Source organism: Caballeronia sp. KNU42, assembly GCF_053760385.1.
Genome location: NZ_CM132390.1, coordinates 1,370,287 through 1,395,107, shown reverse-complemented (window position 1 = coordinate 1,395,107; position 24,821 = coordinate 1,370,287). Strand labels below are relative to the sequence as shown.

Annotated in this window: 16 protein-coding genes; 5 read left to right on the top strand and 11 right to left on the bottom strand. The window is 61.6% G+C overall.

Going from position 1 to position 24,821, the window contains the following annotated elements; genetic code table 11:
• Positions 1–20: 20 nt before the first annotated feature.
• From ACSOSP_RS37480 to ACSOSP_RS37465, 4 genes are read right to left on the bottom strand one after another with little or no spacing between them, the layout of a single operon-like run.
• Positions 21–4,217, bottom strand: coding sequence for a sulfite reductase subunit alpha (locus ACSOSP_RS37480; protein WP_455314068.1), 4,197 nt, complete (start codon positions 4,215–4,217; stop codon positions 21–23).
• A gap of 28 nt (positions 4,218–4,245) precedes the next feature.
• Positions 4,246–4,593, bottom strand: coding sequence for a nitrite reductase small subunit NirD (gene nirD / locus ACSOSP_RS37475; protein WP_455314067.1), 348 nt, complete (start codon positions 4,591–4,593; stop codon positions 4,246–4,248).
• 49 nt (positions 4,594–4,642) lie between these two features.
• Positions 4,643–7,183 carry a nitrite reductase large subunit NirB gene (nirB, locus tag ACSOSP_RS37470; RefSeq protein ID WP_455314066.1) on the bottom strand — a complete coding sequence of 847 codons (2,541 nt, stop codon included), beginning with the start codon at positions 7,181–7,183 and terminating at the stop codon, positions 4,643–4,645.
• A 13-nt stretch (positions 7,184–7,196) separates the two neighbouring features.
• Positions 7,197–8,525 carry an MFS transporter gene (locus ACSOSP_RS37465; protein ID WP_455314065.1) on the bottom strand — a complete coding sequence of 443 codons (1,329 nt, stop codon included), beginning with the start codon at positions 8,523–8,525 and terminating at the stop codon, positions 7,197–7,199.
• 740 nt (positions 8,526–9,265) lie between these two features.
• Here ACSOSP_RS37465 and cobA point away from each other — a divergent pair.
• The 5 genes from cobA to ACSOSP_RS37440 all read left to right on the top strand — a co-directional run bounded on the left by cobA (position 9,266) and on the right by ACSOSP_RS37440 (position 15,394).
• Positions 9,266–10,021 (top strand): uroporphyrinogen-III C-methyltransferase, encoded by a 756-nt coding sequence (gene cobA / locus ACSOSP_RS37460; RefSeq protein WP_455314064.1) that lies wholly within the window; start codon positions 9,266–9,268, stop codon positions 10,019–10,021.
• 20 nt (positions 10,022–10,041) lie between these two features.
• The gene (locus ACSOSP_RS37455) at positions 10,042–10,617 is read left to right on the top strand and encodes an ANTAR domain-containing response regulator (RefSeq protein WP_455314063.1); all 576 of its coding nucleotides are present in this window, start codon (positions 10,042–10,044) and stop codon (positions 10,615–10,617) included.
• 10 nt (positions 10,618–10,627) lie between these two features.
• The gene (locus tag ACSOSP_RS37450) at positions 10,628–11,785 is read left to right on the top strand and encodes a CmpA/NrtA family ABC transporter substrate-binding protein (RefSeq protein WP_455314062.1); all 1,158 of its coding nucleotides are present in this window, start codon (positions 10,628–10,630) and stop codon (positions 11,783–11,785) included.
• A gap of 408 nt (positions 11,786–12,193) precedes the next feature.
• The gene (locus ACSOSP_RS37445) at positions 12,194–13,576 is read left to right on the top strand and encodes a YihY/virulence factor BrkB family protein (RefSeq protein WP_455314061.1); all 1,383 of its coding nucleotides are present in this window, start codon (positions 12,194–12,196) and stop codon (positions 13,574–13,576) included.
• Between the two features lie 642 nt (positions 13,577–14,218).
• Positions 14,219–15,394 carry a porin gene (locus tag ACSOSP_RS37440; protein ID WP_455314060.1) on the top strand — a complete coding sequence of 392 codons (1,176 nt, stop codon included), beginning with the start codon at positions 14,219–14,221 and terminating at the stop codon, positions 15,392–15,394.
• Between the two features lie 267 nt (positions 15,395–15,661).
• On the opposite strand, the gene ACSOSP_RS37435 is transcribed toward ACSOSP_RS37440, so the two are convergent.
• The 7 genes from ACSOSP_RS37435 to ACSOSP_RS37405 all read right to left on the bottom strand — a co-directional run bounded on the left by ACSOSP_RS37435 (position 15,662) and on the right by ACSOSP_RS37405 (position 24,687).
• Positions 15,662–16,531, bottom strand: coding sequence for a peptidase (locus ACSOSP_RS37435; RefSeq protein ID WP_455314059.1), 870 nt, complete (start codon positions 16,529–16,531; stop codon positions 15,662–15,664).
• Positions 16,532–16,805: 274 nt separating this feature from the next.
• Positions 16,806–17,603, bottom strand: coding sequence for a transglutaminase family protein (locus ACSOSP_RS37430; RefSeq protein ID WP_455314058.1), 798 nt, complete (start codon positions 17,601–17,603; stop codon positions 16,806–16,808).
• A 23-nt stretch (positions 17,604–17,626) separates the two neighbouring features.
• Positions 17,627–18,580: an alpha-E domain-containing protein gene (locus ACSOSP_RS37425; protein WP_455315357.1), complete on the bottom strand. Its 954-nt coding sequence runs from the start codon at positions 18,578–18,580 to the stop codon at positions 17,627–17,629.
• Between the two features lie 79 nt (positions 18,581–18,659).
• On the bottom strand, positions 18,660–20,066 hold the full coding sequence (locus ACSOSP_RS37420) for a circularly permuted type 2 ATP-grasp protein (RefSeq protein WP_455314057.1): 1,407 nt from the start codon (positions 20,064–20,066) through the stop codon (positions 18,660–18,662).
• A 328-nt stretch (positions 20,067–20,394) separates the two neighbouring features.
• A complete protein-coding gene (locus ACSOSP_RS37415; protein ID WP_455314056.1) occupies positions 20,395–21,924 on the bottom strand; it encodes an efflux transporter outer membrane subunit in 1,530 nt (509 codons plus the stop codon).
• 1 nt (position 21,925) lies between these two features.
• Entirely contained in the window at positions 21,926–23,494 is a 1,569-nt protein-coding gene (locus ACSOSP_RS37410) for a DHA2 family efflux MFS transporter permease subunit (RefSeq protein WP_455314055.1), read from the bottom strand.
• Positions 23,491–24,687 (bottom strand): HlyD family secretion protein, encoded by a 1,197-nt coding sequence (locus tag ACSOSP_RS37405; RefSeq protein ID WP_455314054.1) that lies wholly within the window; start codon positions 24,685–24,687, stop codon positions 23,491–23,493. Before ACSOSP_RS37405 ends, ACSOSP_RS37410 begins: the two co-directional genes overlap by 4 nt.
• Between the last annotated feature and the right edge of the window lie 134 nt (positions 24,688–24,821).

Genomic DNA, 24,821 nt, shown 5'->3' with positions numbered 1-24,821 from the left:
TATTGGACTCACGCGGGACGTCAATACACGTCCCGCACATAACGTTTGTCCCTGACCATCTCGCTGACGTATTCGCGGGCCTTGTCGTCGCTCATGCCGGCGTGTTGAGCCACGACAGACTTGAGCGCTGCGTCGACGTCCTTCGCCATGCGGCCCGCGTCGCCGCAGACATAGAAATGCGCGCCCGCATCGAGCCACGACCAGAGCTCCGCGCCGTGCTCGCGCATGCGATCCTGCACATAGATCTTGTCGGCCTGATCCCGCGAGAAAGCGAGGTCGAGGCGGTTCAGCAAGCCCTTGCGGCGCATCTCATCGAGCTCATCGCCATAGTAGTAGTCCGTGGCGGCATGCTGCTCGCCAAAGAACAACCAGTTGCGGCCGGTGTCGCCGCGCGCGAGGCGTTCATGCAGGAAGCCTCTGAACGGGGCCACGCCGGTGCCGGGACCGACCATGATCATGGGTGCATCGCCGTGATGGGGAAGACGGAAATGCGCCGATTTCTGGACGAACACCGGCACGCTGGCATCACCCGCACGATCCGCCAGAAAAGTCGACGACACGCCCTTGCGCTGACGCCGGCCATTGTTATACCGGACCGCCGACACGGTCAGGTGGATCTCGTCAGGGTGCGCCCTGGGACTCGATGCAATCGAATAAAGGCGCGGCTGCATGCGCTTGAGCATGCCGACCAGCTCCGTGGCTGAAAGCTCCACCGGGAATTCATGCAGCACGTCAGCCAGTTGCTGACCCCACAGCCATTTCTTCAGGTCCGCCTTGTTGTCCTCGTGCAGCAGCCGGCTTAGCGAGCCATTCGCATTGTCTGCACCATTGCTCGTGCGGGCGGCGATCAAGGCCAGCGCGTCGTGATTCGGGCGGGCTATTTCATAGTGCTTGCCGAGCGCGTCGGCAAGGCGCATCTCGCCCGCGCCCGCCACATTGACAAGGGCATCGGCACTAAGACCGCTCAGACCGATGAGTTCATCGACCAGTTCGGGGCAGTTTCTCGGCCACACCCCGAGGGCATCGCCAACCTCATACTCAAGACCCGAATCAGCGGTATCCAGCGAGAAATAACGCGTGTCCTTCGTCGCGCCGTGCTTGTTGAGCCGCAGATTCTTCACTAGCCGCGAGGCCGCCGGATGGGTCTTCGAAGGCGTGGTGCCGGGCAGCACGGCCGGGATCATGCCCTCTGCCGGGACCGCATGCAGCGCCGCATCTTCTTCCTTGATTCGCGCGACGATACGCTCGAGCCACGCGTCGGCGGCGGGCTGGTACTCGGCATCGCAGTCCACTCGCTCCAGCAGACGTATCGCTCCGCGTTCGAGCAAACGCGTATCGAGCTTGCGGCCGTGACCGCAGAACGCGTCATAGTTGCGATCGCCAAACGCCAGCACGGCGTAGCGCACGTCATCCAGGCGCGGGGCATTGTCGGCACTGATCGCGCTCCAGAAACCCTCGCCGTTGTCGGGGGCGTCGCCATCGCCGAAGGTGCTCGTCATCAGCAGAACGTACTGCGCTTTCTCCAGGTCGGACACCGCATAGTCGGCCATGCACGTGGTCCGTATTTCGAAGCCGGACTCCATCAACTGGGTCGCGTATCGTTCGGTTAACGATTCGATATTCCCGGTCTGGGAAGCCCACAGCAACACGACTTTTGGCCGCGCGCGCGCAATGCGCACGGCGGACTCGGCGGTCGCTGTTGCGACCGGCGCGGCCAATGTTGGCACAGCCGTTTCCGTGCGGCTGAACAGTCCCGCGAGGACACCGTCGAGCCAAAGCCGCGTGACGGGGGCCATGGGTGCACCGGGCGGCACTGTCGGCACGCCACCTGCTTCCCGGCCCTCCGTCGAGCGCAGGCCGCTCATGAAGCCGCCGAGATAGATGCGTTCGGTCTCGCTGAGTTCGGGCGCCGGCGTTTCCGGAATACCGAGCAGCATGGCAAGGGCATCAATACGGGACATGTCCAGTTCCTGGTTCGGACGGGCGTGATCGGCAACAACGGGCTCGACGTGTCCCGGACGGACAGTATCGTCACACGTCTCAGGATTCACCGTGTCAGGTTTAGGCGCTACGCGGCTGAGGGCAACGGCGCAGAACTTGAATTCAGGCTGTTGCGATATCGGGTCGATCGCATTATTCGTCACGGCGTTGATGCAGAGTTCTTCGCCGAAGACATCGTTCCAATGCATGGGGGCAAAACAATTACCGGCGCGAACCCGATCGGTGACGACCGCCGGCAGCACGGCGCGGCCGCGGCGCGAACGAATCTCGACCGCATCCTTCGCCTTGATACCCAGCGCCGCCGCATCCTCGGGATGAATCTCCACGAACGGGGCAGGGTTCAGCTTGTTCAGCATGGGCACCTTGCCGGTCTTGGTCATGGTGTGCCACTGGTGTTGCAACCTGCCTGTATTCAGCACAATAGGCCGTTCGCTGTCAGGCATTTCGGCCGGCGCCACATGCGGACGGGCAAAGAAAACAGCCTTGCCGGTTGGAGTGGGAAAGACGAGCCGCGGACGGCTGCCGTCGGGCATTTGCTTAAGCGCCTGGCTCACGCCATCGTTGATATAACGAACCGGATTCCGATCAGCAGCAACGCCCGGCGCGCACGGCCATTGCAATGGCGTCTCGCGCAGGCGCTCATGGCTCGCACCGCGCAAGTCGTAGCCCGTCTTGAGGTTCGACGTCCTGGTGATCTCGGCGAAGACCTCTTCCGCCGATGCATACGTGAACGCATCGGCGAAACCCATTTCACATGCCACGCGCGCGATGATCTGCCAGTCCGGCAACGCGGCGCCCGGCGGCTCGATGGCCTTTTGCATGAGCGTCATGTTGCGCTCGGAGTTGATCATCACGCCTTCGGCCTCAGCCCACAGCGCGCCGGGCAGAAGGACATCGGCGTAGCGATTGGTTTCGGTATCGAGGAACGCATCCTGTGCAATCACCAACTCCGCGGCCTGCAAGCCCGCAATCACGGTCTGCCGGTTCGCCACGCTTGCAACAGGATTGGTGCAGATGATCCAGCAGGCCTTGATCTCGCCAGTCACCATTCGCGAGAACATGTCCACGGTGCCTTGCCCGAGCGACGTCTTGAGCGTGCCCTTCGGAACGCCCCACAGGTCTTCTATAAAAGCCCGATCCTCTTCCACCAGCACCGAACGCTGGCCGGGAAGCCCGGGTCCCATGTAACCCATCTCGCGCCCGCCCATGGCATTGGGCTGTCCCGTGAGCGAGAACGGCCCGCTGCCCGGCCGGCAGATCTTGCCCGTGGCGAGATGCAGGTTGCAGACGGCGTTCGTGTTCCAGGTGCCATGCGTGCTCTGGTTGAGACCCATGGTCCAGCAGCTCATCCACTCGGGCGCCTCGCCTATCCATTGCGCCGCGCGACGAATATCCGCTTCCGGGATGCCGGTGATCTCAGCCACCTTGTCCGGCGAATAGCCTTCCAGAAAGTCCGGCATCGCGTCCCAGCCCTCGGTCGATTCGGCGATGAAATCAGCATCGGTATGACCGTTCTGATGCAGCAGATACAGCAGGCCGTTCAGCAACGCGAGATCGGTGCCCGGCTTGATCTGCATGAAGAGGCTGGCTTTGTCGGCGATCGCATTGCGGCGCGGGTCCACCACGATCAGCTTCGCGCCGGCCTTCACGCGATCCATCATGCGCAGGAACAGGATCGGATGGCAGTCGGCCATGTTCGCGCCGATCACGAAAAACAGGTTGGCCCGGTCGATGTCCTCATACGATCCCGGCGGACCGTCAGCGCCCAGCGACAGTTTGTAGCCGCTGCCGGCGCTCGCCATGCAGAGGCGCGAATTGGACTCTATGTTATTGGTGCCGACAAATCCTTTCGCGAGCTTGTTGACGAGGTACTGCGCCTCGATCGACATCTGCCCCGACACATAGAACGAAAGCGCGTCCGGGCCGTGCTCGTCGAGCAGCCTGCGCAGGTGCTGGGCCGTGTCCGTCATTGCTTGCGCCATGGGTAACGGGACCGGGTCCTGATCCCGTTCATGGCGAATGAAGGCGCATTCCAGGCGGCCTGATTTTCGCAAGACCACATGCGCCGACGAGCCCTTGGTGCATAGGCGCCCAAAGTTGGCCGGGTGCTCCTTGTCGCCGGACACCTTGACGACTTGCCCCTTCTCGACTTGCAGGACCATGCCGCAGCCAACGCCGCAGTATGGGCACACGGTCTTGACGTTGCCGGAAATCATGCGAGATCTGTCAATGTGCGTGCGGCGCTCATACCGCGACCCACACGTGGCCGTCCTCCACGCGTGCAGCAAAGGCGTTGACCGAGTTCGCCGGTATCTCGAGGCATTCGCCCGTGCGAAGGTCGTAGTGATGCTTGAAGATCGGCGACGCCACCACAATGCGCTCACCCAGATTGCCGATCAGTCCGCGCGACAGTACCGACGCGTGTGAGCCCGGGTCGAAGTTATCGATCGCGAACACGCTCGGGGTTCCATCGTGGAGATGGAACACGGCGATCTGTTCGCCGTTGACGAGCGCACAGACGCCGGTGTTCGGCACGATGTCGTCGAGCGGGCACACAGGCACCCATGAGCTTGGGATTCGATCGATGTTCATGATGATGTCCTTGGTGTAGGTCTTATGGGTCTTGTGAGTGGCACGGAGTTCAAACCGTCTCTACAACCACGGGAATATCGATTCGCTTCAGTTGCCGTTCAGCCGGCGTCGCGGGGCGAACCTGGCCACGCTCTTCGATGAAACTCACGTTCGCATCGGCTTCATCGCTATTGACAAAATGGCGGAAGCGCTTGCGCGTGTCAGGATCATTGACCGCCTTTTTCCATTCGCATTCGTAGGTGTCGACCACGTGCTGCATCTCCGCTTCGAGTTCCGCGGCAAGCTGGAGCTTGTCGTGCACCACAACATCGATCAGGTACTCGAGCCCGCCTTCCAGGTTGTCACGCCACACGCTGGTGCGCTGCAAGCGGTCCGCGGTACGGATGTAGAACATCAGGAAGCGGTCGATGTACTGGATCAGCGTTTCACGGTCGAGATCGGATGCGAGCAGTTCGGCGTGGCGCGGTTTCATGCCGCCGTTACCGCATACGTAGAGGTTCCAGCCCTTCTCCGTCGCGATCACGCCGATGTCCTTGCCTTGCGCCTCGGCGCATTCGCGCGTGCAGCCGGAGACGCCGAACTTGATCTTGTGGGGCGTGCGCAAACCCTTGTAGCGGTTCTCTATGCCGATCGCGAGACCGACCGAATCGCCCACGCCATAGCGGCACCATGTCGAACCCACGCAAGACTTCACGGTGCGCACCGACTTGCCGTACGCATGCCCGGACTCGAAGCCGGCTGCAATCAGCTCTTCCCAGATCAGCGGCAACTGTTCAACCCGTGCGCCGAACAAGTCGACACGTGCCCCGCCTGTGACCTTGGTATAGAGGCCGTACTTTTTCGCGACTTGACCCACGGCGATCAAGCCGTCGGGCGTGACCTCGCCACCCGGCATCCGGGGGACAACGGAATACGTGCCGTCGCGCTGGATGTTGGCGAGGTAGTAGTCGTTGGAATCCTGCAGGCTTGCGTGCTCTTTCTTCAGCACGAACTCGTTCCAGCACGATGCGAGAATCGCGGCGGCGGCCGGCTTGCAGATATCGCAGCCAAGACCGCGGCCATGCTTCGCGAGCAATGCACCAAACGTCTCGATGCGCTCGACGCGCACCATGTGATAGAGCTCCTGACGCGAGTACGGGAAGTGCTCGCAAATGTGGTTGTTGACCGCAAGCCCCTGCTTCTTCATCTCGGCCTTCATCACCTGCGTGACCAGCGCCACGCAACCGCCGCACGAACTGCCGGCCTTGGTCGCGGATTTCAATTCGCCGATGCTGGTTGCACCCGCGCACACCGCTGCGCAAATCTGGCCTTTCGATACGTTGTTGCACGAACAGATCTGCGCGGCTTCGGGCAGCGCCTCGACGCCGAGGCCGGGCTTTTGGTTGCCATCGGAGGAAGGGAGAATCAGGAATTCCGGCGCCTCGGGCAACTCGATGCGGTTGAGCATCATCTGCAAAAGCGTGCCGTATTCGGCTGCGTCGCCGACCATCACGCCGCCGAGCAAAAACTTGCCGCACTCGGACACCACGAGTTTCTTGTAGACCTGCTTGCGTTCGTCGCTGAACTGATACGCGCGGCTGCCCGGCGTCTTGCCGTGAGCATCACCAATGCTCGCCACGTCCACGCCCATGAGCTTCAACTTGGTGCTCATGTCGGCGCCGGAGAAGCCAGCGAGTTCGCCCAGCAATTGTTTTGCAACGATACGAGCCATGTCATAACCCGGCGCGACCAGCCCGAAGATCTGTCCGTTCCAGAGAGCGCATTCGCCGATCGCGTAGATATTGGCGTCGCTGGTGCGGCAAGAGTCGTCGATCACAATGCCGCCGCGCGCGCCGACTTCAAGGCCGCTGATCCGCCCAATCTCGTCGCGCGGACGGATGCCGGCGGAGAACACGATCATGTCGGTGTCGAGATGGGTTGCGTCGGCGAACTCCATGCGGTGCGTACCGTCTTCGCCATCGACTATGGCTACGGTGTTCTTCTGCGTATGAACCGTCACGCCCAGCTCTTCAATCTTGCTGCGCAGGACACGTGCGCCGCTGTCGTCGACTTGCACGGCCATCAGGCGCGGCGCGAACTCGACCACGTGCGTCTGCAAGCCCAGGTCGCGCAACGCCTTCGCGCATTCAAGTCCCAGCAGTCCACCGCCTACGACCGTGCCTGTCTTCGAGCGCGCGCCGCATTCCTTCATGGCTTCGAGGTCTTCAATGGTGCGGTACACGAAGCAGTCGCGACGATCATTGCCCGCAACCGGTGGCACGAACGGATAAGACCCGGTAGCAAGCACCAGTTTGTCGTACGCCAGCACCTCGCCGGTCGACACCGTCACGGTACGCGCCGCGCGATCGATCGACACCGCCTTCGCATTGAGTTCAAGCCGCACGCTCTCGCGCTCGAAGAATCCCGGCTCGACCAGCGACAGGTCCTGCGCCGATTTGCCCGAGAAGAATTCCGACAGATGCACTCGGTCGTAAGCCGGCCGCGGTTCTTCGCAGAGCACGGTGATATCGAGCCCGTGCGCTGCGTTTTCGGCAAGGCATTCGAGGAGTTTGTGGCCGACCATGCCATGGCCGATGACGACGATTTTCATGATCAGGACGCTCTCAATTAGCAATGCTTTTGTTGGCACCCAATGCATCTGCACGCAGCACCGCTTCCTGCGCCTTGTGCTCGGAACTAAAGCGCACCGCAAGTGCGCATAACGCGGACACCGTGACCAACACGCCGAGCATGGAGAGCGTCTCCTGGACGTTGCCAAAGCCCTTCATCAGGAAGCCGGCCGCAACTGCACCCACGTTGCCACCCGCGCCGATGATTCCCGCCACGCCGCCCAGCGCCTTTCGATCGATGAACGGCACGAGCGCGTAGGTCGCGCCACACGCCATGTGCGTGAAGAGTCCGAAGCTCAGCATGGCGACCACGGCGAGCGCCGCGCTATCCGCATGCGAGAACCAGAGCAGCCCGAGGCCTTCACCCGCGATCAGCACGAACAGCAAGGTCGAACGAATCTCCAGGCCACGCCGTGCCGCCGCTTTATCCGAGAGCCAGCCACCAAGTGCGCGGGCAAACAGGGCGAGCAGTCCAAAGCTGCCGGCGGCGACGCCGGCGGCTTTCAGCGACAGATGAAAGTGATCGACGTAATAGATCGCGGCGATGTTATGGATGAACACTTCAACGCCAAAGCAAGCCGCATAGGTGACGAACAGCATCCACACCCGGTAGTTCGCGCAGGCAGCGCGAAAGCTTGCCCAGCCGCCCTTCTTGCCGCCATCGATGGTGACGCCCTGCTTGCGCAACTGCGTGAAGTTGCCTTGCGGGCAGTCCTGCGTGAAGCGCCAGTAGAACCAGGCCATTACCGGCATGGCGAGCCCGGGAACCACCAGCGCGAGACGCCATGCGGATGCATCTGCGGCGCCGAGCGCAAGCATGCCTGCGAGCAGCAAGGGCACCAGCATTTGCGCCGCGCCGGCCCCCGCATTACCCCAGCCGGCGCTCGTCGCGTTGGCCGTGCCGACCACGTTCGGCGCGAACATCATCGATGTGTGGTACTGCGTAATAACGAAGCTCGCTCCCACTGCGCCAATGCCCAGACGGCACAGCAGAAAGCTTGTGTAGCCGCCCGAGAGCGCGGCGCCGAACACGGGGAATGCGCCAATGATCAGGAGTGCCGTATAGACCTTGCGCGGACCGTAGCGGTCGCACATCGGGCCAATGATGAGCCGCACCAGGATCGTCGCGGCAACCGCGGCAATGTTGATATTGGCAACCTGATCGATGGACAGTCCGAATTCGCGCTTGATCAACGGCATCAACGGCGCACAGGCGAACCACGCAAAGAAGCAGACGAAGAACGCCATCCACGTGAGGTGGAAGGCACGCATGGGCACGGTGCGCAAGCTGAAGAGATCGATCCGGGTTGCTTTGTCTGCCATTGTCTTTCCAGAAAACAAAAAGGCGTCCCGCAAACCCAGCCGATGACTGAGTTCAGGGGACGCCGTTGTCCAATAAGCCCGTCATGGGCTACCGCTGAAACCTTGCAATGAAACTGGACCGTCGTTGATCCATGCACGCTCTAAACGCAAGGGCTATGCCATGAACGGCTTCTCTATATATGGCGGGCGTTTGCGAGCGGCAGCCGGTTTTCCGCCGATTACCCGCGATGCATTTTGATGCAGCGCCGCACACTCGCGGTGCGATGCAGCACTGTCCGCGTGCGGGCGAATCGGCAGCGTGGCTGGTCCTTCCGATCCGCACGAGAAGGTTGAGGAAAGGTTCGTTCTTGCGGACACGCATGAGGAACGAGGCTTCGCGCGACGCACAGCTTTGCTGTTCGCATGGTCAGTCGCCGAGCGCGCTAAAACCACACTCGTCTGGCCTGGATATTGCCTATGTCTGGTTGCGCGCGGCAACGATGTCGGGCGCTTGGCTATCACACTCTTATTGATTCAAACGCCGGCAGTATCGACTACGCACCGGCGACTCAGGACAACGGCGTCCCTTCGTGCAAGAGCACGAGCGGACGCCGTTTTTCATTGGAGCGCAGTGTTGCCGCAGCGCCGGAAGGTCAATTGATCTGTGCGATGCGCGACCGATGCGGTCAATTCCTTGGCTTCGAATTTTTATGCAACGCGGCGGCCGTTACCTTTTCCCAGACCGCCAAAAGGACATCACGATGACAACAGGCAAGGTCACCCTGCTTAGCGCCGGTCCAGGCGATCTGGACTTGCTCACGATTAAGGCCGCCAAGGCATTGGCGCTGGCGGACGTCGTGTTGCTGGACGATCTCGCCAATCCCGAGATCATGTCGCTTGCACCACAAGCGCGCGTGATCCGGGTCGGCAAGCGCGGCGGCTGCAAGTCGACGCCGCAAGCGTTCATCCAGCGGCTGATGCAACGTTACGCGCTGAAAGGACTGCACGTGGTCCGCGTGAAGGGCGGCGACGCCCTGCTGTTCGGACGCGCGGGCGAAGAACTCAGCGCACTGAGGCATGCGCAGATTCCGGTGGAGATCATCAACGGCATCTCGTCGGGCTTTGCGGCAGCGGCGAGTCTGGGGATATCGCTGACGCATCGCGAACATTGCCAGGGAGTGACCTTCGTCACGGCGCACAAGCAGGATCATGGCGAACCCAACTGGGCCGCCCTCGCGGCAACCGGCACGACGCTCGCGATCTACATGGGCATGACGCGCATCGAAAGCCTCTGCCATGCATTGCTCTCGGCGATGCCGGCGGCCACCCCCGCCGCAGTGGTTCAATGGGCTGGGACAGCATCCGAGCGGCGCTGGCTTGGGACGCTGGATCGCATGGCTATCGACGCCGTGAAGGAAGGCCTGGAAAGCCCCGCCGTGATCCTAGTTGGCAATGCGATTGGCGAAGCGGTAGATTGGTTAGCTAACAACGAAACCGGCGCTCGCGCCGCGGCATGAGCTATCCCGGCGCCTGATCCATGCTTCGTGTACTGCTCGTCACCGACACCGACAAACCCATTGGCGATCTTCGCCAGGCACTCGCACGCCTGGGCTACGACATGCTGGCCGAGGTGGCGACCCCCGCGGCATTGCCCAAGGTGGTGGAGGAACAGCGCCCGGATGTGGTCATCATCGATACCGAATCGCCTTCACGCGATACGCTCGAACAACTTGCGGTGATGAACGAGACCGCGCCACGTCCGGTCCTGATGTTCAGCAACGACGCCGACCAGCAACTGATTCACGCCGCGGTCGGTGCAGGCGTGAGCGCTTACCTTGTCGAAGGCCTGGAGGCTGCGCGTCTCGCACCCATCCTTGAAGTCGCGCTGGCGCGTTTCGCCCGCGAGGAGCAATTTCGCAAGCGCCTCGCCGATGCTGAAAACGAACTCGCGGACCGCAAGCTGATCGACCGGGCGAAGCGCCTGTTGATGGACCGGCGCAAGATGTCCGAACCGGAGGCATACGCCATGCTGCGCAAGCGCGCGATGGACGAGGGCATGAAGCTTGCCGAGGTTGCGCGCCAGTTGGTGTCGATGGCCGATTTATTAGGGTAGCCCGTACAACATGAATACGCCCAAAGCCACTTTGAACCGCACCTCGGATCAACCCGAGAAGACCCACATCCGCCTGGGTTTCGTGGCGCTGAGCGATGTCGCCCCGCTCGCCGTAGCCAAGATCCTCGAGTTCGGCCACAGCCATGGCCTGACGCTGGAGTTGTGCCGGCAACCGTCCTGGGCGGCCGTGCGCGACAAGCTGTTGTCCGGCGAGATCGATGCGGCGCACGCGCTTTATGGCCTTGTGTATGGCGTGCAGCTCGGTATTGGCGGACCGCAAGGCGACATGGCCGTGCTGATGGTGCTCAACCGCAATGGCCAGGCCATCACGCTGTCGAACCCGCTTGCCGACGCGCTGAGCAGCAGCGGCAATTTGAAGGAGGCGCTCGCGTCGCTCGGCCGTCCTCCGGTCTTCGCACAGACCTTTCCGACCGGCACGCACGCGATGTGGTTGTACTACTGGCTTGCCGCTAACGGCGTGCATCCGTTGCGCGACATTCGCAGCATCGTGATCCCGCCGCCGCAAATGGCCGATGCATTGGCCGAGGGGCAGCTCGACGGCTTCTGCGTCGGTGAGCCGTGGAACGCCGTTGCCGAGTCGCGTCACGCGGGCAGGACCGTCGCGATTTCGAGCCAGATCTGGCCGGACCACCCGGAAAAGGTGCTTGCCAGCCGGCGCGATTTTGTAGCGCTTTATCCGAATACGGCGCGCGCGCTGGTCCAGACAATGCTCGAAGCGTGCCGCTGGCTCGACAACCCCTCGCATCGCGCCGACATCTCGACATGGCTCGCAGCGCCGGACCTGCTGGGCGTTCCGCAGGAATTGATCGCGCCACGGCTGCTCGGCGACTATGACGTGGCACGATTCGCCGGGCAGCCGCTTCCCCTCCCCGTCAGTTTCTTCGACAAAGGCGCGGTCAACTATCCGCGTCCGTCCGACGGCTTGTGGTTCCTGACGCAATATCGCCGATGGGGTTTGCTGAGCGGCGCTCACGACGATGCCGCGATTGCAGCGGCGATCAGCCAGACCGCGCTGTATCGCGAGGCCGCGGCATTGGCGGACGTTCGCGTGCCGGAGGAGATTCGCGCGGACGTGCTGCTCGACGGGCACGTCTGGGACGGACAAGATCCCGCCGCCTATCTCGACGGGTTCGCCATGCGTGCCTGAGGGGGTGGGCGCGGTGGGCAACGGCTGCAATGGCTCAGCGATGCATGCCGCCTCGTGACTTCCCGGCCTTCATTCGCCCAGCCATGTGCGCATTTCCCTGCCCATTCCCGCACCGATTGAAAAACCCGCTGCCGCTGAACGTAAAACTACGTAGAACAAACTCGACGATTGGTGACGAAAGTGCGCGCCAAAAGCATCCGAACGGCCTATGAGCCCGGTTTCGGTTGCCAAGCCGCGACCGGATGACGGATGCTCATAAATCCCGGCACGCTGCGATGTGACCAACGGGCTCACCAACGGGCTCACCAACGGGCTCACCAACGGGCTCACCGGCCGTGGAACGCATCGTGCTCTGACGGATTACAAATCGTCAAGATCGTCAATACCATCATCGAAGTTGAGGTTTCCATGAGCACGTCGTCCACCGAAAGAATTCAGGCTGTGGTGAAAAAGGACGCGTCCTGGGTGATGGGCGCGCTCAAGAAATTTGGCGAGGATCGCTGTGCCGCCATGGCTGCGAGCATCGCGTTCTACTCCGCGTTTTCCTTGGCGCCAACGCTGGTCATGGTCATCGCCGTGGCCGGCTGGGTGTTCGGCGCGGACGCCGCTCGCGGCCAGTTGTTCCATCAGGTCAACGGACTGCTCGGCGATCAGGCCGCGGCGAGCGTGCAGAGCATTGTCGAGAATGCCCACCGCAGCGGCGGCACGGGCGTTGCCGCCGTGATCTCGTTCGTGTTGCTGTCGGTGGGCGCATCGGCGACATTTTCATCGCTCAATACTGCGCTGAACCTCGTGTGGCCGCTGAGCGGCGAGCAGAAATCCAGCGTTTTCGCGCTGGTGCGGGTGCGGCTGATCTCGTTCGGCCTGGTGCTGGGCGTGGCTTTCCTGCTGATCGTCTCGCTAGTCCTCGATACCGCTATCCAGGCCGTGGGCACATGGCTTTGGGGTAATTCGCCCTTCGTGATCATCGGCGACATTGTGCAGCTGGTGGTCGGACTGGTGATTCTCTCGCTCGCGTTCGGGGCGCTCCTGAAGTTCCTCCCCGACGGCCGCGTGCAATGGCAAGACGCACTGGTCGGCGGGTTTGTTGCCGCCATCCTCTTTTCCGTCGGCAAAAGACTGTTTGCGTTCTACCTGACCCACGCCGGCACAGCGAATTCATTCGGCGCCGCCGGCTCGCTCGCCGTGCTGCTGATGTGGCTGTACTTCTCGGCCGCAGTCCTGCTGCTCGGTGCGGAGTTTTCAGCCGCGCGAGCCCGTTTACACGATCCCCGCGGTGCGTGGGGCCAGCAAAGCTCCCGGGTCCCACCAGGCAGCCGCGCCAAGATCGGCTCGATGCTGGCGGGCTCGACATTACCCGGAGCCGGCCGTGCGGATGCAGATGCAGATGCGAACCATCCCGGGTCCACAAAAGCCTTTACGGTCGTGCCGGGACGTGCGCGGGCATCCATTGAACGGCGGACCGAACGCTCGCAGCATTTGACGCAGCAGGCGCGCCAACGGGTGTCGGCGCTGAGCACCGCACTGACCCTGAGCCGCAAGCTCGCCCGTGCGGAGACCGCTGCGACTCGGGTGACGGCGCAGGCCATGCTGGGTTGCGGGCGAAAGGCGCTGGAAGCAAATGACCTGGTGAAACGGTATCCGTGGCGTGCCGTATTGATGGCCGGCGGCGCAGGATTGGCGCTCGCGCTGCTAAAGGGCCGTGAACCGGGCCGTGAACCGGGCCGCGATCTCGGCTGTGAACCTGGCCACGAAATGGAACTCGGCCGGCCTGCTGCAAACGACGAATAGACGAATGACGCCCGCCAAACCGGGTGGCGGAATCCAGAACGGATCAAGTTTAGGTTCCGAACCGGCGTGATCCGCGGCACGGCAGTTTTCCGTGTAAAAGGCTTGACTGCGCGAAACTTGCGTCCAATCGCATGGACCTGTCACGAAGGAAAGGCACAGCGGCTTTGTTGCGCCGAAGGCAAAAATGACGCTTTTCCAATGGGGAGGATGTTGGTAATACACAACGCACGCGTCCAGCTCAGGGCGTTGGTCCTAACTTGAGCGCGCCGAGCCGCCATCCGGCGTAAACCCTCGCCGAGCCATATGCAGCGCTCTTCTTGCCCGGCAGGGACCTCCTCGCGAACGGCGCCGGCCTATCTCGCTTATAACGCCCAATTAGTAAAAAACTAATAAAAATCGCTGATTTCCCGTTGAATCAATTGCATTAAAAGGAACTTTCTGAACGCAGCTTTGTCTGCCTGCTTTCACTAGATGAATCATCAGCTAAAGCCTTGACAGGCTTGCCTTACAAGACATCAAACGGTTGACCATAAAGTGTCTTTTTTTCGAGACACGTTTTAATTTTTCAGTTCTTAAGTTTTGTAACGCTGCGTTATTCTCTGCGCCGGCAACAACGAATTTAATCCTCGCGTGGAGAACCTGATGAAACGTTTCGCATTGACTTCCCTTTCGCTGGCACTGCTCGGCACAGCTGGCGTGGCTCATGCGCAAAACAGCGTGACCCTGTATGGCGTGATCGATACTGGTCTGATTTATGTCCACAACGCGAACGGCAACGAGAAGCAGATCGGCACGAATAGCGGCACGCTGTCCGGTGACCGCTGGGGCCTGAAAGGCCAGGAAGATCTGGGCGGCGGTTTGAAGGCAATTTTCCAATTGGAAAACGGCTTTGACGTCAACACGGGCAAGCTGAACCAGGGCGGTCGCGAATTCGGCCGTCAGGCATTCGTCGGTTTGACGTCTGACAAGCTCGGTACGGTCACGCTCGGTCGTCAATACGATCCGCTCGTCGACATGGTGCAAGGCATCACGGGTGACAACTACTGGGCGTCCATCGTCGGTACGCCGGGCGACGTCGACAACTACGACAACAGCTCGCGTGTGAATAACGCCGTGAAGTACGTTTCGCCGAACTACGCCGGCCTGCAATTCGAAGGCATGTATGGTTTCAGCAACGGCGCAGGCACGACGGGTCAAGGCCAGACGTGGAGCGGTGCAGTTGCGTATAACAACGGCCCGTTGGGCTTGGCTGCCGGTTACTACTACACGAGCAACCCGACTGCAGGCCGTTCGGCTACAGCCTGGAACAGCCCGTCGTCGGATTCGATCTTCGACAGCCCGATCAACAGCGGCTACGCATCGGCTCACTCGATCGGCATCGCTCGTGCAGCAGCTCAGTACGCTATCGGCCCGGTAACGTTCGGCGGTTCGTACAGCAATGCGAAGTACCGTCCGGATGGTTTCTCGGCATTCACGTCGACGGAAACCTACAACATCGGCAGCTTGTTCGCGAACTACCAGCTGACGCCGGCTCTCTTGATCGGCACCGGCTACACGTACGAGAAAGCAAGTGGCGACACGGCTGCCAAGTACCATCAAGTCGGTATCGGTGCGGACTACACGCTGTCCAAGCGCACGGACTTCTACGCTCTTGGCGCTTACCAGCACGCAAGCGGCACGCAAGCTACGTTCACCACGAACGCTGCTGGCCAGACGGTTCGCGTAGATCAGGCAGCGCAAGCATCGATCGGTTCGTTCGGCTTCGCCGGCACGAGCACGCAAGAAATGGTCATCGTTGGTATTCGTCACAAGTTCTAAAGCCGGACCCGGCGCGTAGCGTTTCACTGCACAGCGCGCCGATTTCGACTGCGGTTCAAAAACAGCCATCGGCTTCACCGATGGCTGTTTTTTTATGCGCGTGAGGTATTGACCGCCGATGCACGGTGACCGGCAGGCCAAAACTGAAGCCAAAAACAAGAACGGCCTGATCGACTTAAGTCGATCGGGCCGTTCTTGTTCAGGCTAGCTGTGTGGGCAGAGCATCGACCACGCGCTTTTAAACCGCCTCTCCTGCTCCTGTCCGATTCAATGCTGCCCTTGCCCGCTTGCCGGCTGCATCAGCGTCTGAAACGGCGGGGCTGACGTATCGGGTTCCGCACGCAGGTCGCTGCCGCTCACGCGCGGTACGTTCGATACCGTTTCGCGCGCCTTCAGCGGCACATTGGCGGGATCGGCCCAGGTCGGATTCGGGATTTCCCCGAAAATCTGCCGCAGCCGTTCACCCCACGTGCGATGAATCATCTGAAAATACTGGTTGTCGTTATCGATGGTCGAGAACCGCGTGACCTGCAACGCGTCCTTCTCATACACGAGCAGATCGAGCGGCAATCCCACTGATAAATTGGAGCGCAGCGTGGAGTCCATGGATACGAGCGCACATTTCGCGACTTCGTCCAGCGGTGTGGACGGGGTGACAACGCGATCGATGATCGGCTTGCCGTACTTCGATTCACCGATCTGGAAATACGGGCTGACCTGCGACGACTCCACGAAGTTGCCGGCCGAATAGATCATGAACAGGCGCGTATTCGCGCCGCGGATCTGGCCGCCGAGAATAAAGCTGCAATTGAAGTCGACGCTGAATTCCGCGAGCGTGGCCGCATCCCGCCGATGTACCTCGCGCACTGCATCGCCCACCAGCCGTGCCGCTTCCACCATGGTGGCAACGTTATACAGCGTGGTTTTGTCTTCGGGCGCCGGTTCCGACAGCAATTGCATGACCGCCTGCGTCAGCGCGAGATTACCCGCCGCGAGGAGCACAAGGACGCGGTCACCGGGCTGTTCGAAGACCGCCATCTTGCGAGCCGCGCTCACATGGTCGACCCCGGCGTTCGTGCGGGTGTCAGCCAGGAACACCAGTCCCTCGTCGACGCGCATTGCCACGCAATAAGTCATGCGTCCAATTCCTGAAAGAAGCAAATTCGTATTGTAATCGGGTAATCGCCCGGATCGGGCTGATTGCGATGCTCGCGATGATCGTGGCCAGACACGCTCGCCCGGAAAACGCGCCGCACGCGCTCACATGAGGCCATATCAGGTCAAGGTGAGGCAAAGAACACCGCGCCGCCTCACCTTTAGTTGTTATCGGCAGATGAGGGGCGCGGCTTGAATGTCATGGCATCTGACAAATGCGCTGGCGCAACACATAGCGCACCAAGTACGCAGGCAATCACTGGTCGGCCGAGGCCTGCACCGAGACGTCCACGCTCATGCGTTCTTCCTTGCCGCCCACGCGCGAGCCGCGTACGGGCGCGGCCGCTTCATAGTCACGTGCGACCGCGAGGCGGCAGTACCGGCCGCTGGCGAACGCCGCGTGCGTGACGTCGACCGACACCCAGCCGTCGTCGAGCCATACATCCACCCACGCGTGGCTCGCGGCATGCGGGACATCGCCCGGATCGATATAGCCGCTCACGTAGCGCGCCGGCAGGCCCCGGGCGCGGCAGCACGCCAGCATGAGGTGAGCGTGATCCTGGCACACGCCGTTGCCGAGTTGCAGCGCCTGCGCGGCGGTGCTCGTGACCTCGGTTACGCCCGCCTTGAACTGCACCTTTGCTTCAATATTTTCCGCCAGCGCAAGCAGCGCCGACGGCGAATCGAGCTTGGGCACCGAGTTCGCCAGCTCGCGGACCGCCGCGTCCGGCTCGGTCAGCGCGGTCGTGCAGGTGTAGTGCTGGAGCGGAATCCGGCCGGGGCCGTCGTTGAGGCGGCCGCCATCGAGTAACGTGGTCTCCACCTGGCCGGTCACGGAAAGATGGATCTCCATATGCGGTTTCGTCAGCACCAGCGTATGCAACGTGTTGGCGTAAGCGTCGCGGGTGACGTCGAGCTTGCCCACGGTATCGATATTCCAGCGCCGCACCATCTGCGCCGACCCGTTCGCGGGCGTCATGCGCAGTTGCTGGATGGAGTACTGCACGGGGACGGCGTAGCGGTAGCTCGTGTGATGACGAATGGTCAGAAGCATGATAGTTCCCAGGACGGATGCGTTCAGGCGAGAGGCAACATGAGGAAGGTGCGCATCACGCGAACACCGAGCTCATCGACCCGTTTCAGGAATTGCGTCAGATAGGCGTGCACTCCGGTTTCGAGGATCTGGCGGATATCCATGTAGAGCACGTCCGCGCGCAACTTGCCGGCGAAGCGTTCACACTCGTTCGAGCCGCTCGTGCGCAGCTTGTCGAGCGTCGCGCAAACCCCGTCCAGCGACGCCAGCAGCGAGCGCGGCATCTGCGAGTTGAGGATCAGCAACTCGACAACCCGCGACGGCGTCACTACATCGCGATACACCTTCCGGTAGATCTCCAGCGCGGACACCGAACTCAGGATGGAGGTCCAGTAGTAGAAGTCCTCCAGCTGACGCGCGGCTTCGCGTGAGTTCGGTTCGGCATCGGCGAAACGCACGTCCAGGATCCGCGCCGTGTTGTCCGCGCGTTCCAGGTACATGCCGAGCTGGATGAACCAGAAGGCGTCGTCCTGAAGCGCGGTGCCGACCATCACGCCGCGACACAGGTTCGAACGGTACTTGACCCATTCGAACAGCATGTCCGGGCTCTTCTTGAGCTCGCCGGCGGCGAGTTTCTCGCCGAATTCGAGCCAGGTGAAATTGATGGTCTCCCACGCTTCCGTGGTCAGGGTCCCGCGCACCGCTCGCGCGTTTTCGCGGGCTGCGTGCAGGCAGGAAATGATGCTCGACGGATTGCCGGTATCGGCGACCATGAAGTGCAACATGTCCTCGCGCGAGTCCGAGCCCGGGTAACGCTCCTCGAACCTGAATTCGAGCTCCGAAATGCGCAGCACCGAGCGTTGTGCACGCGCGGCTTGATCCGGCGTCTGCGGCAGCAGCATGCCCTTCAGGTTGATATCGAGCATGCGGGCGGTGTTTTCCGCACGCTCCATGTAGCGAGCCATCCAGAAAAGGTGATCGGCTGTGCGGCTTAGCATCATGATGGCGTTCCGTTGTTGTGTGGCGCGCGCGGGCGCAGCGCTTGGGTGCGCCCGTACGAACAATCCCGGTGGATGCTTAGTCCACCATCCAGGTGTCTTTCGTGCCGCCGCCCTGCGACGAATTCACGACGAGAGAACCCTCCTTCAACGCCACGCGAGTCAGGCCGCCGGCGGCCATCGTCACTTCTTTACCCGACAGCACGAACGGCCGCAAGTCGATATGGCGCGGCGCAATACCCGACTCCACGAAGGTCGGGCATGCGGAGAGCGCCAGGGTGGGCTGGGCGATATAACCGTCCGGCCGCGCGATCAGGCGCTCGCGGAACGCCTCGATTTCAGCTTTCGTCGATGCCGGCCCGACCAGCATGCCGTAGCCGCCCGCGCCGTGAACCTCCTTCACGACCAGCTCGGGAAGATGCGCGAGCGTGTAGGCGAGATCGTCAGGCTTGCGGCACTGGAACGTCGGCACGTTGTTCAGGATCGGCGTTTCACCGAGGTAGAACTCGATCATGTCCGGGACGAACGGATAGATGGATTTATCGTCCGCGATTCCCGTGCCCATCGCGTTGGCCAACGCCACGCGGCCCGCGCGATACGACGTCAGCAAGCCCGGCACGCCGAGCGCCGAGTCCGTGCGGAACGCGAGCGGGTCCATGAAGTCATCGTCGAGGCGCCGGTAGATCACGTCGACGCGTTTCGGCCCCTGCGTCGTGCGCATGAACACGTAGTTTTCATCGACGAAGAGATCCTTGCCCTCCACCAGTTCCACGCCCATTTGCTGCGCGAGGAACGAGTGCTCGAAGTACGCCGAGTTGTACATGCCGGGCGTCAGCACCACCACGTTGGGGTCGTCCACCCCGGCCGGCGCGATCGAGCGCAATGTTTCGAGCAGCAGGTCCGGATAGTGCGCGACCGGCGCGATGCGGTTCTGCACGAACAATTCGGGAAAGAGCCGCATCATCATCTTGCGGTTTTCGAGCATGTACGACACGCCCGACGGCACCCGGAGATTGTCTTCGAGGACGTAGAACTCGCCCGCGTCACCCGCGCGCACCACGTCCACGCCGGCGACGTGCGCGTAGACGTCGAGCGGCACGGAGACGCCTTGCATCTCGGGGCGATATTGCGCGTTCGTGTACACCTGTTCGGCGGGAATCTTGCCTGCCCGGACGATGTCCTGATCGTGATAGACGTCGCGGATGAACATGTTCAGCGCACGTACCCGCTGTCGCAGGCCTGCTTCAAGCTTGCGCCATTCGTCGCCGGGGATGATCCGCGGAATCATGTCGAAGGGAATCAGGCGTTCGGTGCCCGACAGATCGCCGTTCACGGCAAACGTGATGCCCACACGCCGGAACAGCAGGTCGGCTTCCGCGCGCTTGCGCGCGATGGTTTCGGGGCTTTGCGTGGAAAGCCACCGGGAGAAACGTGCGTAGTGCGCCCGCACGGTTTCCTCGTGACGCATTTCGTCGTAGATCTGCATCTTGCGTCCTTTTTAATCGCGGCCTAGTGCCGCCTGTGCGTGGAAATGCCGGCTCGATACTTCTCTCCAAGCTGGGCCACGCCTGTCCGACGCTTCGGTAGTTTTAGTATCTACAATTAAGCAACAGGCGTGCCATTTTTTCCACTACTTGTTTTTACTCATTGTTTTGGCGGGTTAGGTAGGAGTTTGCTTCAAATAAGTGCGCACGGGTGAGCCGCGGTGGTTGATCGGGATAGGGAATGCCCGATTTTGGTGCGAAGGGAGGTGGTTCGCATCGGTGACTGCCTGCAGGGTCGGTGGCGTTTCAAACGGCAGGTCTCTTCCATCTTCAACCGTCAGCCGGCTGCCATCCGCCTCCCAGCGCCTTATAGACAGCGATCAGGTCCGTCGTCACGCTCACCGTCGATTGCGCCAGTTGTTGCCGCGTCCCGGCCAACTGCCGTTCGGCATCCAGGACGCTGATGAAACTCACGAGGCCTTTCCTGTAGCTATCGGTCGCAAGCTGCAAACTGATCCGGTTAGCCTCTACCGTGCGCGTCAGCGCCTCCCGGCGGTCTTGATCCGTCCGGTAGGACACCAGGGCGTTATCGACGTCCTGTAGCGCCTTCAGCACCGTCGAGCGATATTGCAGCGCCGCTTCGCCCGCCTGCGCCTTCGCTATGCGCACGTTCGCCCGCAGCGCGCCGCCTTCGAAAATCGGCAGCGAGATACTCGGGCCCACCGTCCAGAAGAGACTTGACCAGCGCGCGAGATATTTGGCCTGCGTTGCCCGCGTACCCACATTCCCCGTCAACGATACATCCGGGTACATCTGCGCCACTGCCACGCCGATCTCAGCGGTGGCCGCGTGCAAATCACTCTCCGCGCGGCGAATGTCAGGACGCCGCCGCGCCAATGTGGAAGGCAAACCAATCGGCACGCTTGGGGGCACCGGCGGAACGGCTCCCGGCGCCTCCAGCTCCGCATCCAGCGCCCCGGGCGCGCTGCCCGTCAATACAGCAAGGCCATTCATCGCCTGGGCGATCTGGGCATCGAATTGCGGTAGCTGGGCTTGCAACGACCCTACCTGCGCTGTCGCACTCTCCACATCGCTCTGGCTCGTCAGCCCCACACGCGCCTGCTCACGCGTCAGGTCCAGGATCCGCTGCTCCGAATCGATCTCGGCGAGCGTGATCTGCTTGAGTAGCTGCGCCCCGCGCAGTTGCGAATAAGTTTGCGCAACCTCCGCTTCAAGCGAGACCAAGGCGTCGTTACGATTTTCTATCGCCGACTCTGTCTGCGCATTCGCCGATTCCACCGAGCGACGCACACGCCCGAACAGATCGAGTTCCCATGACGCATCGAAGCCATCCTGGAAGAGGCTCACCGGCGCCGTCAGGGAATTCAGGGCGCCCGTCGCGCTCGCACTGTTGGCCCCGAGCGCGTTGACCTTGTCATACACGCCCTGCGATTGCAGCAAGCCCTTCAGGCCCAGTTGCTCGCGCTTATAGCTCGCGTTCGCGCTGAGTTGCGGCAACCCCTGCGCTCCCGATACCACGGCCTGTTCGCGCGCCGCCTCGATGCGCAGCACCGCGCTCTGCAAATCCAGATTGCCCGCCGCCGCGCGCTCGATCAGCGAGTCCAGCGTGGCGTCGTTGAACTGGCGCCACCAGCGAGGATCAGGGTCTGCATGGGTGTCCGCCAGCGCTGGCACGCTCGCATGGGGAAAGCGCACGTCGTCAGGCGGATTCTGCGCGCGCTGCAAATCGTTCCAGTTGTCCGGGGCTTTCGCGTCGGGCGGCGTAAAGTTTGGACCGACTGAGCACGCGCCGGCGAGCATCGAAAGCAGCAAGGGGATCAAGCGTATGTTTTTACGCATCTCAATGCCCTCCCCCGCCACCCGATGCTTTCACCGGCGAAAAGAAAAATGTGATCGGCACGAAACACAACGCGAAGATCGCCACCGCGCCGAAGACGTCGAGGTAGGCAAGGATCGTGGACTGAGAAATGTACTCCTTGTACATCAGTCCGGTCGCGCTGGTCATGGCCTGCTGCAGGGTCTGGCCCATGTCCATCAGCGTGTGCGTAAGACGCTGTATTGAGTCGTTGTAGTTCTGGTTGAACGGCGTCATGTGCACGGACAAATGCGCCATGTTCGCCTGCGTGCGCTCGACGATCGCGGCGGTCGCAAGTGAAATTCCAATCGATCCCGCCACGTTGCGAAACATAGTGAACAACGCGGATGCGTCCGCATTCTCCGATGCCTTCAACGTCAGATACGCCAGCGTGGTGATCGGTACGAACAGGAACGCAATGGCGATGGATTGCGAACTTCGCATGATCGTCAGCGTCTTGAAGTCGATGTCCGGCACCAGGTGATGCGTGTAAAACAACGCGCACGCCATCAGGAAAAAACCGAAGCCGACCAGGTAGCGGGTTTGTATGATCGGCATCAGCTTGCTGACCACAGGAATGATGGCCACGATCATCATTGCGCCGGGAGACAACACGAGGCCCGCGAGCGTCGCGGTGTAACCCAGTTGCTGCTGGGCAAGCTGAGGCACGAGCACCGCGCTGCCATAGAGGATGGCTGCAAAACCCACCATGCATACCGAGCCCAGCGCGAAATTCTTGTCCTTCAATACGCGCAGGTCGACCACCGGCTTTTTGGCGTAGAGCAGCCAGAAAATTGCGCCGACTATGCCGACTGCCGAGAGAATGGCGAAGGTCGTGATGAAACCGGACTTGAACCAGTCGTCGTCCTCGCCGCGATCGAGGAACACCTGCAGGCAGCCCAGACCCAGCGCAATCAAGCCTATACCGATGAAATCGAGGCCCAGTTCCTTACGATCCTTTTTCTTCTCCCAAGGCGGATCTTCCACGAACTCCATCACGGCAATGGTCGTAATCACGCCGATCGGCACGTTGATCAGGAACACCCAGCGCCACGTGAGGTTGTCGGTGATCCAGCCGCCGAGCGTCGGGCCGATCACCGGCGCCACGACGATCGCCACGGCCGAGATGGAGAACGCGCGGCTGCGCTGCTCGGGCGGGAAGGTATCGAGGATGATGGACTGCTGGTTTGGTTGCAAGCCGCCGCCGAAGAAACCTTGCAAGATCCGGAATACGATCAGTTGCCACAGGTCGGTGGCGAGGCCGCACAACAGCGAACAGACCGTGAACGCGCCGATGCAAATCAGGAAATAGCGCTTACGTCCCAGCAGTTTCGAGAAAAACGCGGAGATCGGCAGCACGATGCCGTTCGAGACAAGATACGCGGTCAGCGTCCAGGTGGCTTCGTCGTAACTCGCGGACATCGCGCCCGAAATATGGGGCAACGCGACGTTCACAATGGTCGTGTCGAGCACTTCCATGAATGCCGCGAGCGTGACCACGACCGCAATCAGCCAGGGATTGGAGCTCGGTTTCCAGCCGGCATGATCGCTCATTTCAACGTCACCTTCGGAACCACGGAGAGTCCGAGCGGCAGCGGAAGATCGGGCTGCAATCCGCTATCGATAAGAATCTTCACCGGCACGCGCTGCACGATCTTCACGAAGTTGCCCGTCGCGTTCTCGGCAGGGAAAGCCGAAAAGCGCGAGCCGCTGCCGAGCTGGATACTATCCACGTGACCGTGCAGCTTCAGGTTCGGATAAGCATCGACGGAGACGTCCACCGAGTCCCCTGGGCGCATGCGCTCGAGCTGCGACTCCTTGAAGTTGGCGGTGACCCAGACCGTGGTCGTCACCAGCGAAAATATCGAGGTGCCGGCCTGCAGGAACGTGCCGTACTGCACGTTGCGTTTGGTGACCCAGCCGTCCGCGGGCGCTCGCAGTTCCGTGTAAGACAGGTTCAGCGCCGCCGCTTCCACCTGCGCCTCGGCCTGGTGTACATCCTGCCGGCGTTCCTCCACCGTGGCTTGCGCCTGGCTGATTTGCTGCGGCACGAGGCTCGCAGTTTTCACTTGCGCCTGCGCTTGCGCGACGTTGGCGAGCGCGCTCTTTTGCTGAGCGGTCGCCGTGTCGATGTTTTGCTGCGATGTCGCGCGGACATCGACCGCGCGTTGACGTTCGTACGCCGCGCGGGTCTGCACCAGGTTTGCTTGCGCGCTCTGTTCCTGAGCCTTCGCCTGGGTCAGCTGCGCGGGAAATTGCACGCGGGCGATATCCAGTTGCACTTGAGCGGCATTGAGTTGGGCCTTCGCCAGCCCGAGTTGCGCGTTCGCCTGGTCCAGTTGAGCCTGGTAGTCGCGAGGATCGATCTTGATCAGCAGATCACCCTTGTGGACGAACTTGTTGTCGCCCAGGTTCATGACGACGACATAGCCCGAGACCTTCGGCGCGATCGTCACGGCATCGCCGTCGGTGTAGGCGTCGTCGGTACTGACCTGATTGCGGGTGGCGAACCACCAGATCAACCCACCCAGGATCAGGAGCACCACGACGATGGCCAGGATGATCAGCGGCGTTTTGCCCGGGCCTTTCTTTTGCCCGTTCGATTTGTCATCGGGCTTGCCGTTAGACTCGCCGTTAGATTTGCCGTCGCCGCTCTTTTTGTCGCTATCGTTTTTTCGCTCACCGTGATTTGAATCGTCCCCGGCTTTGTCTCCGTCATGGTCAGGTCGCGCATCTTGATCTGGCATCAGGCCCTCTCTCACTCATTGAAACGCGGAATGGCTGAGACGTTCGGCCACTCCCCAGGTCGCAGGTCGACAGAATAGGAATCTCTTGCTCTTGAACTTTCTTCTATTCACGCCAACGGTTCGGCGTAAGCGCA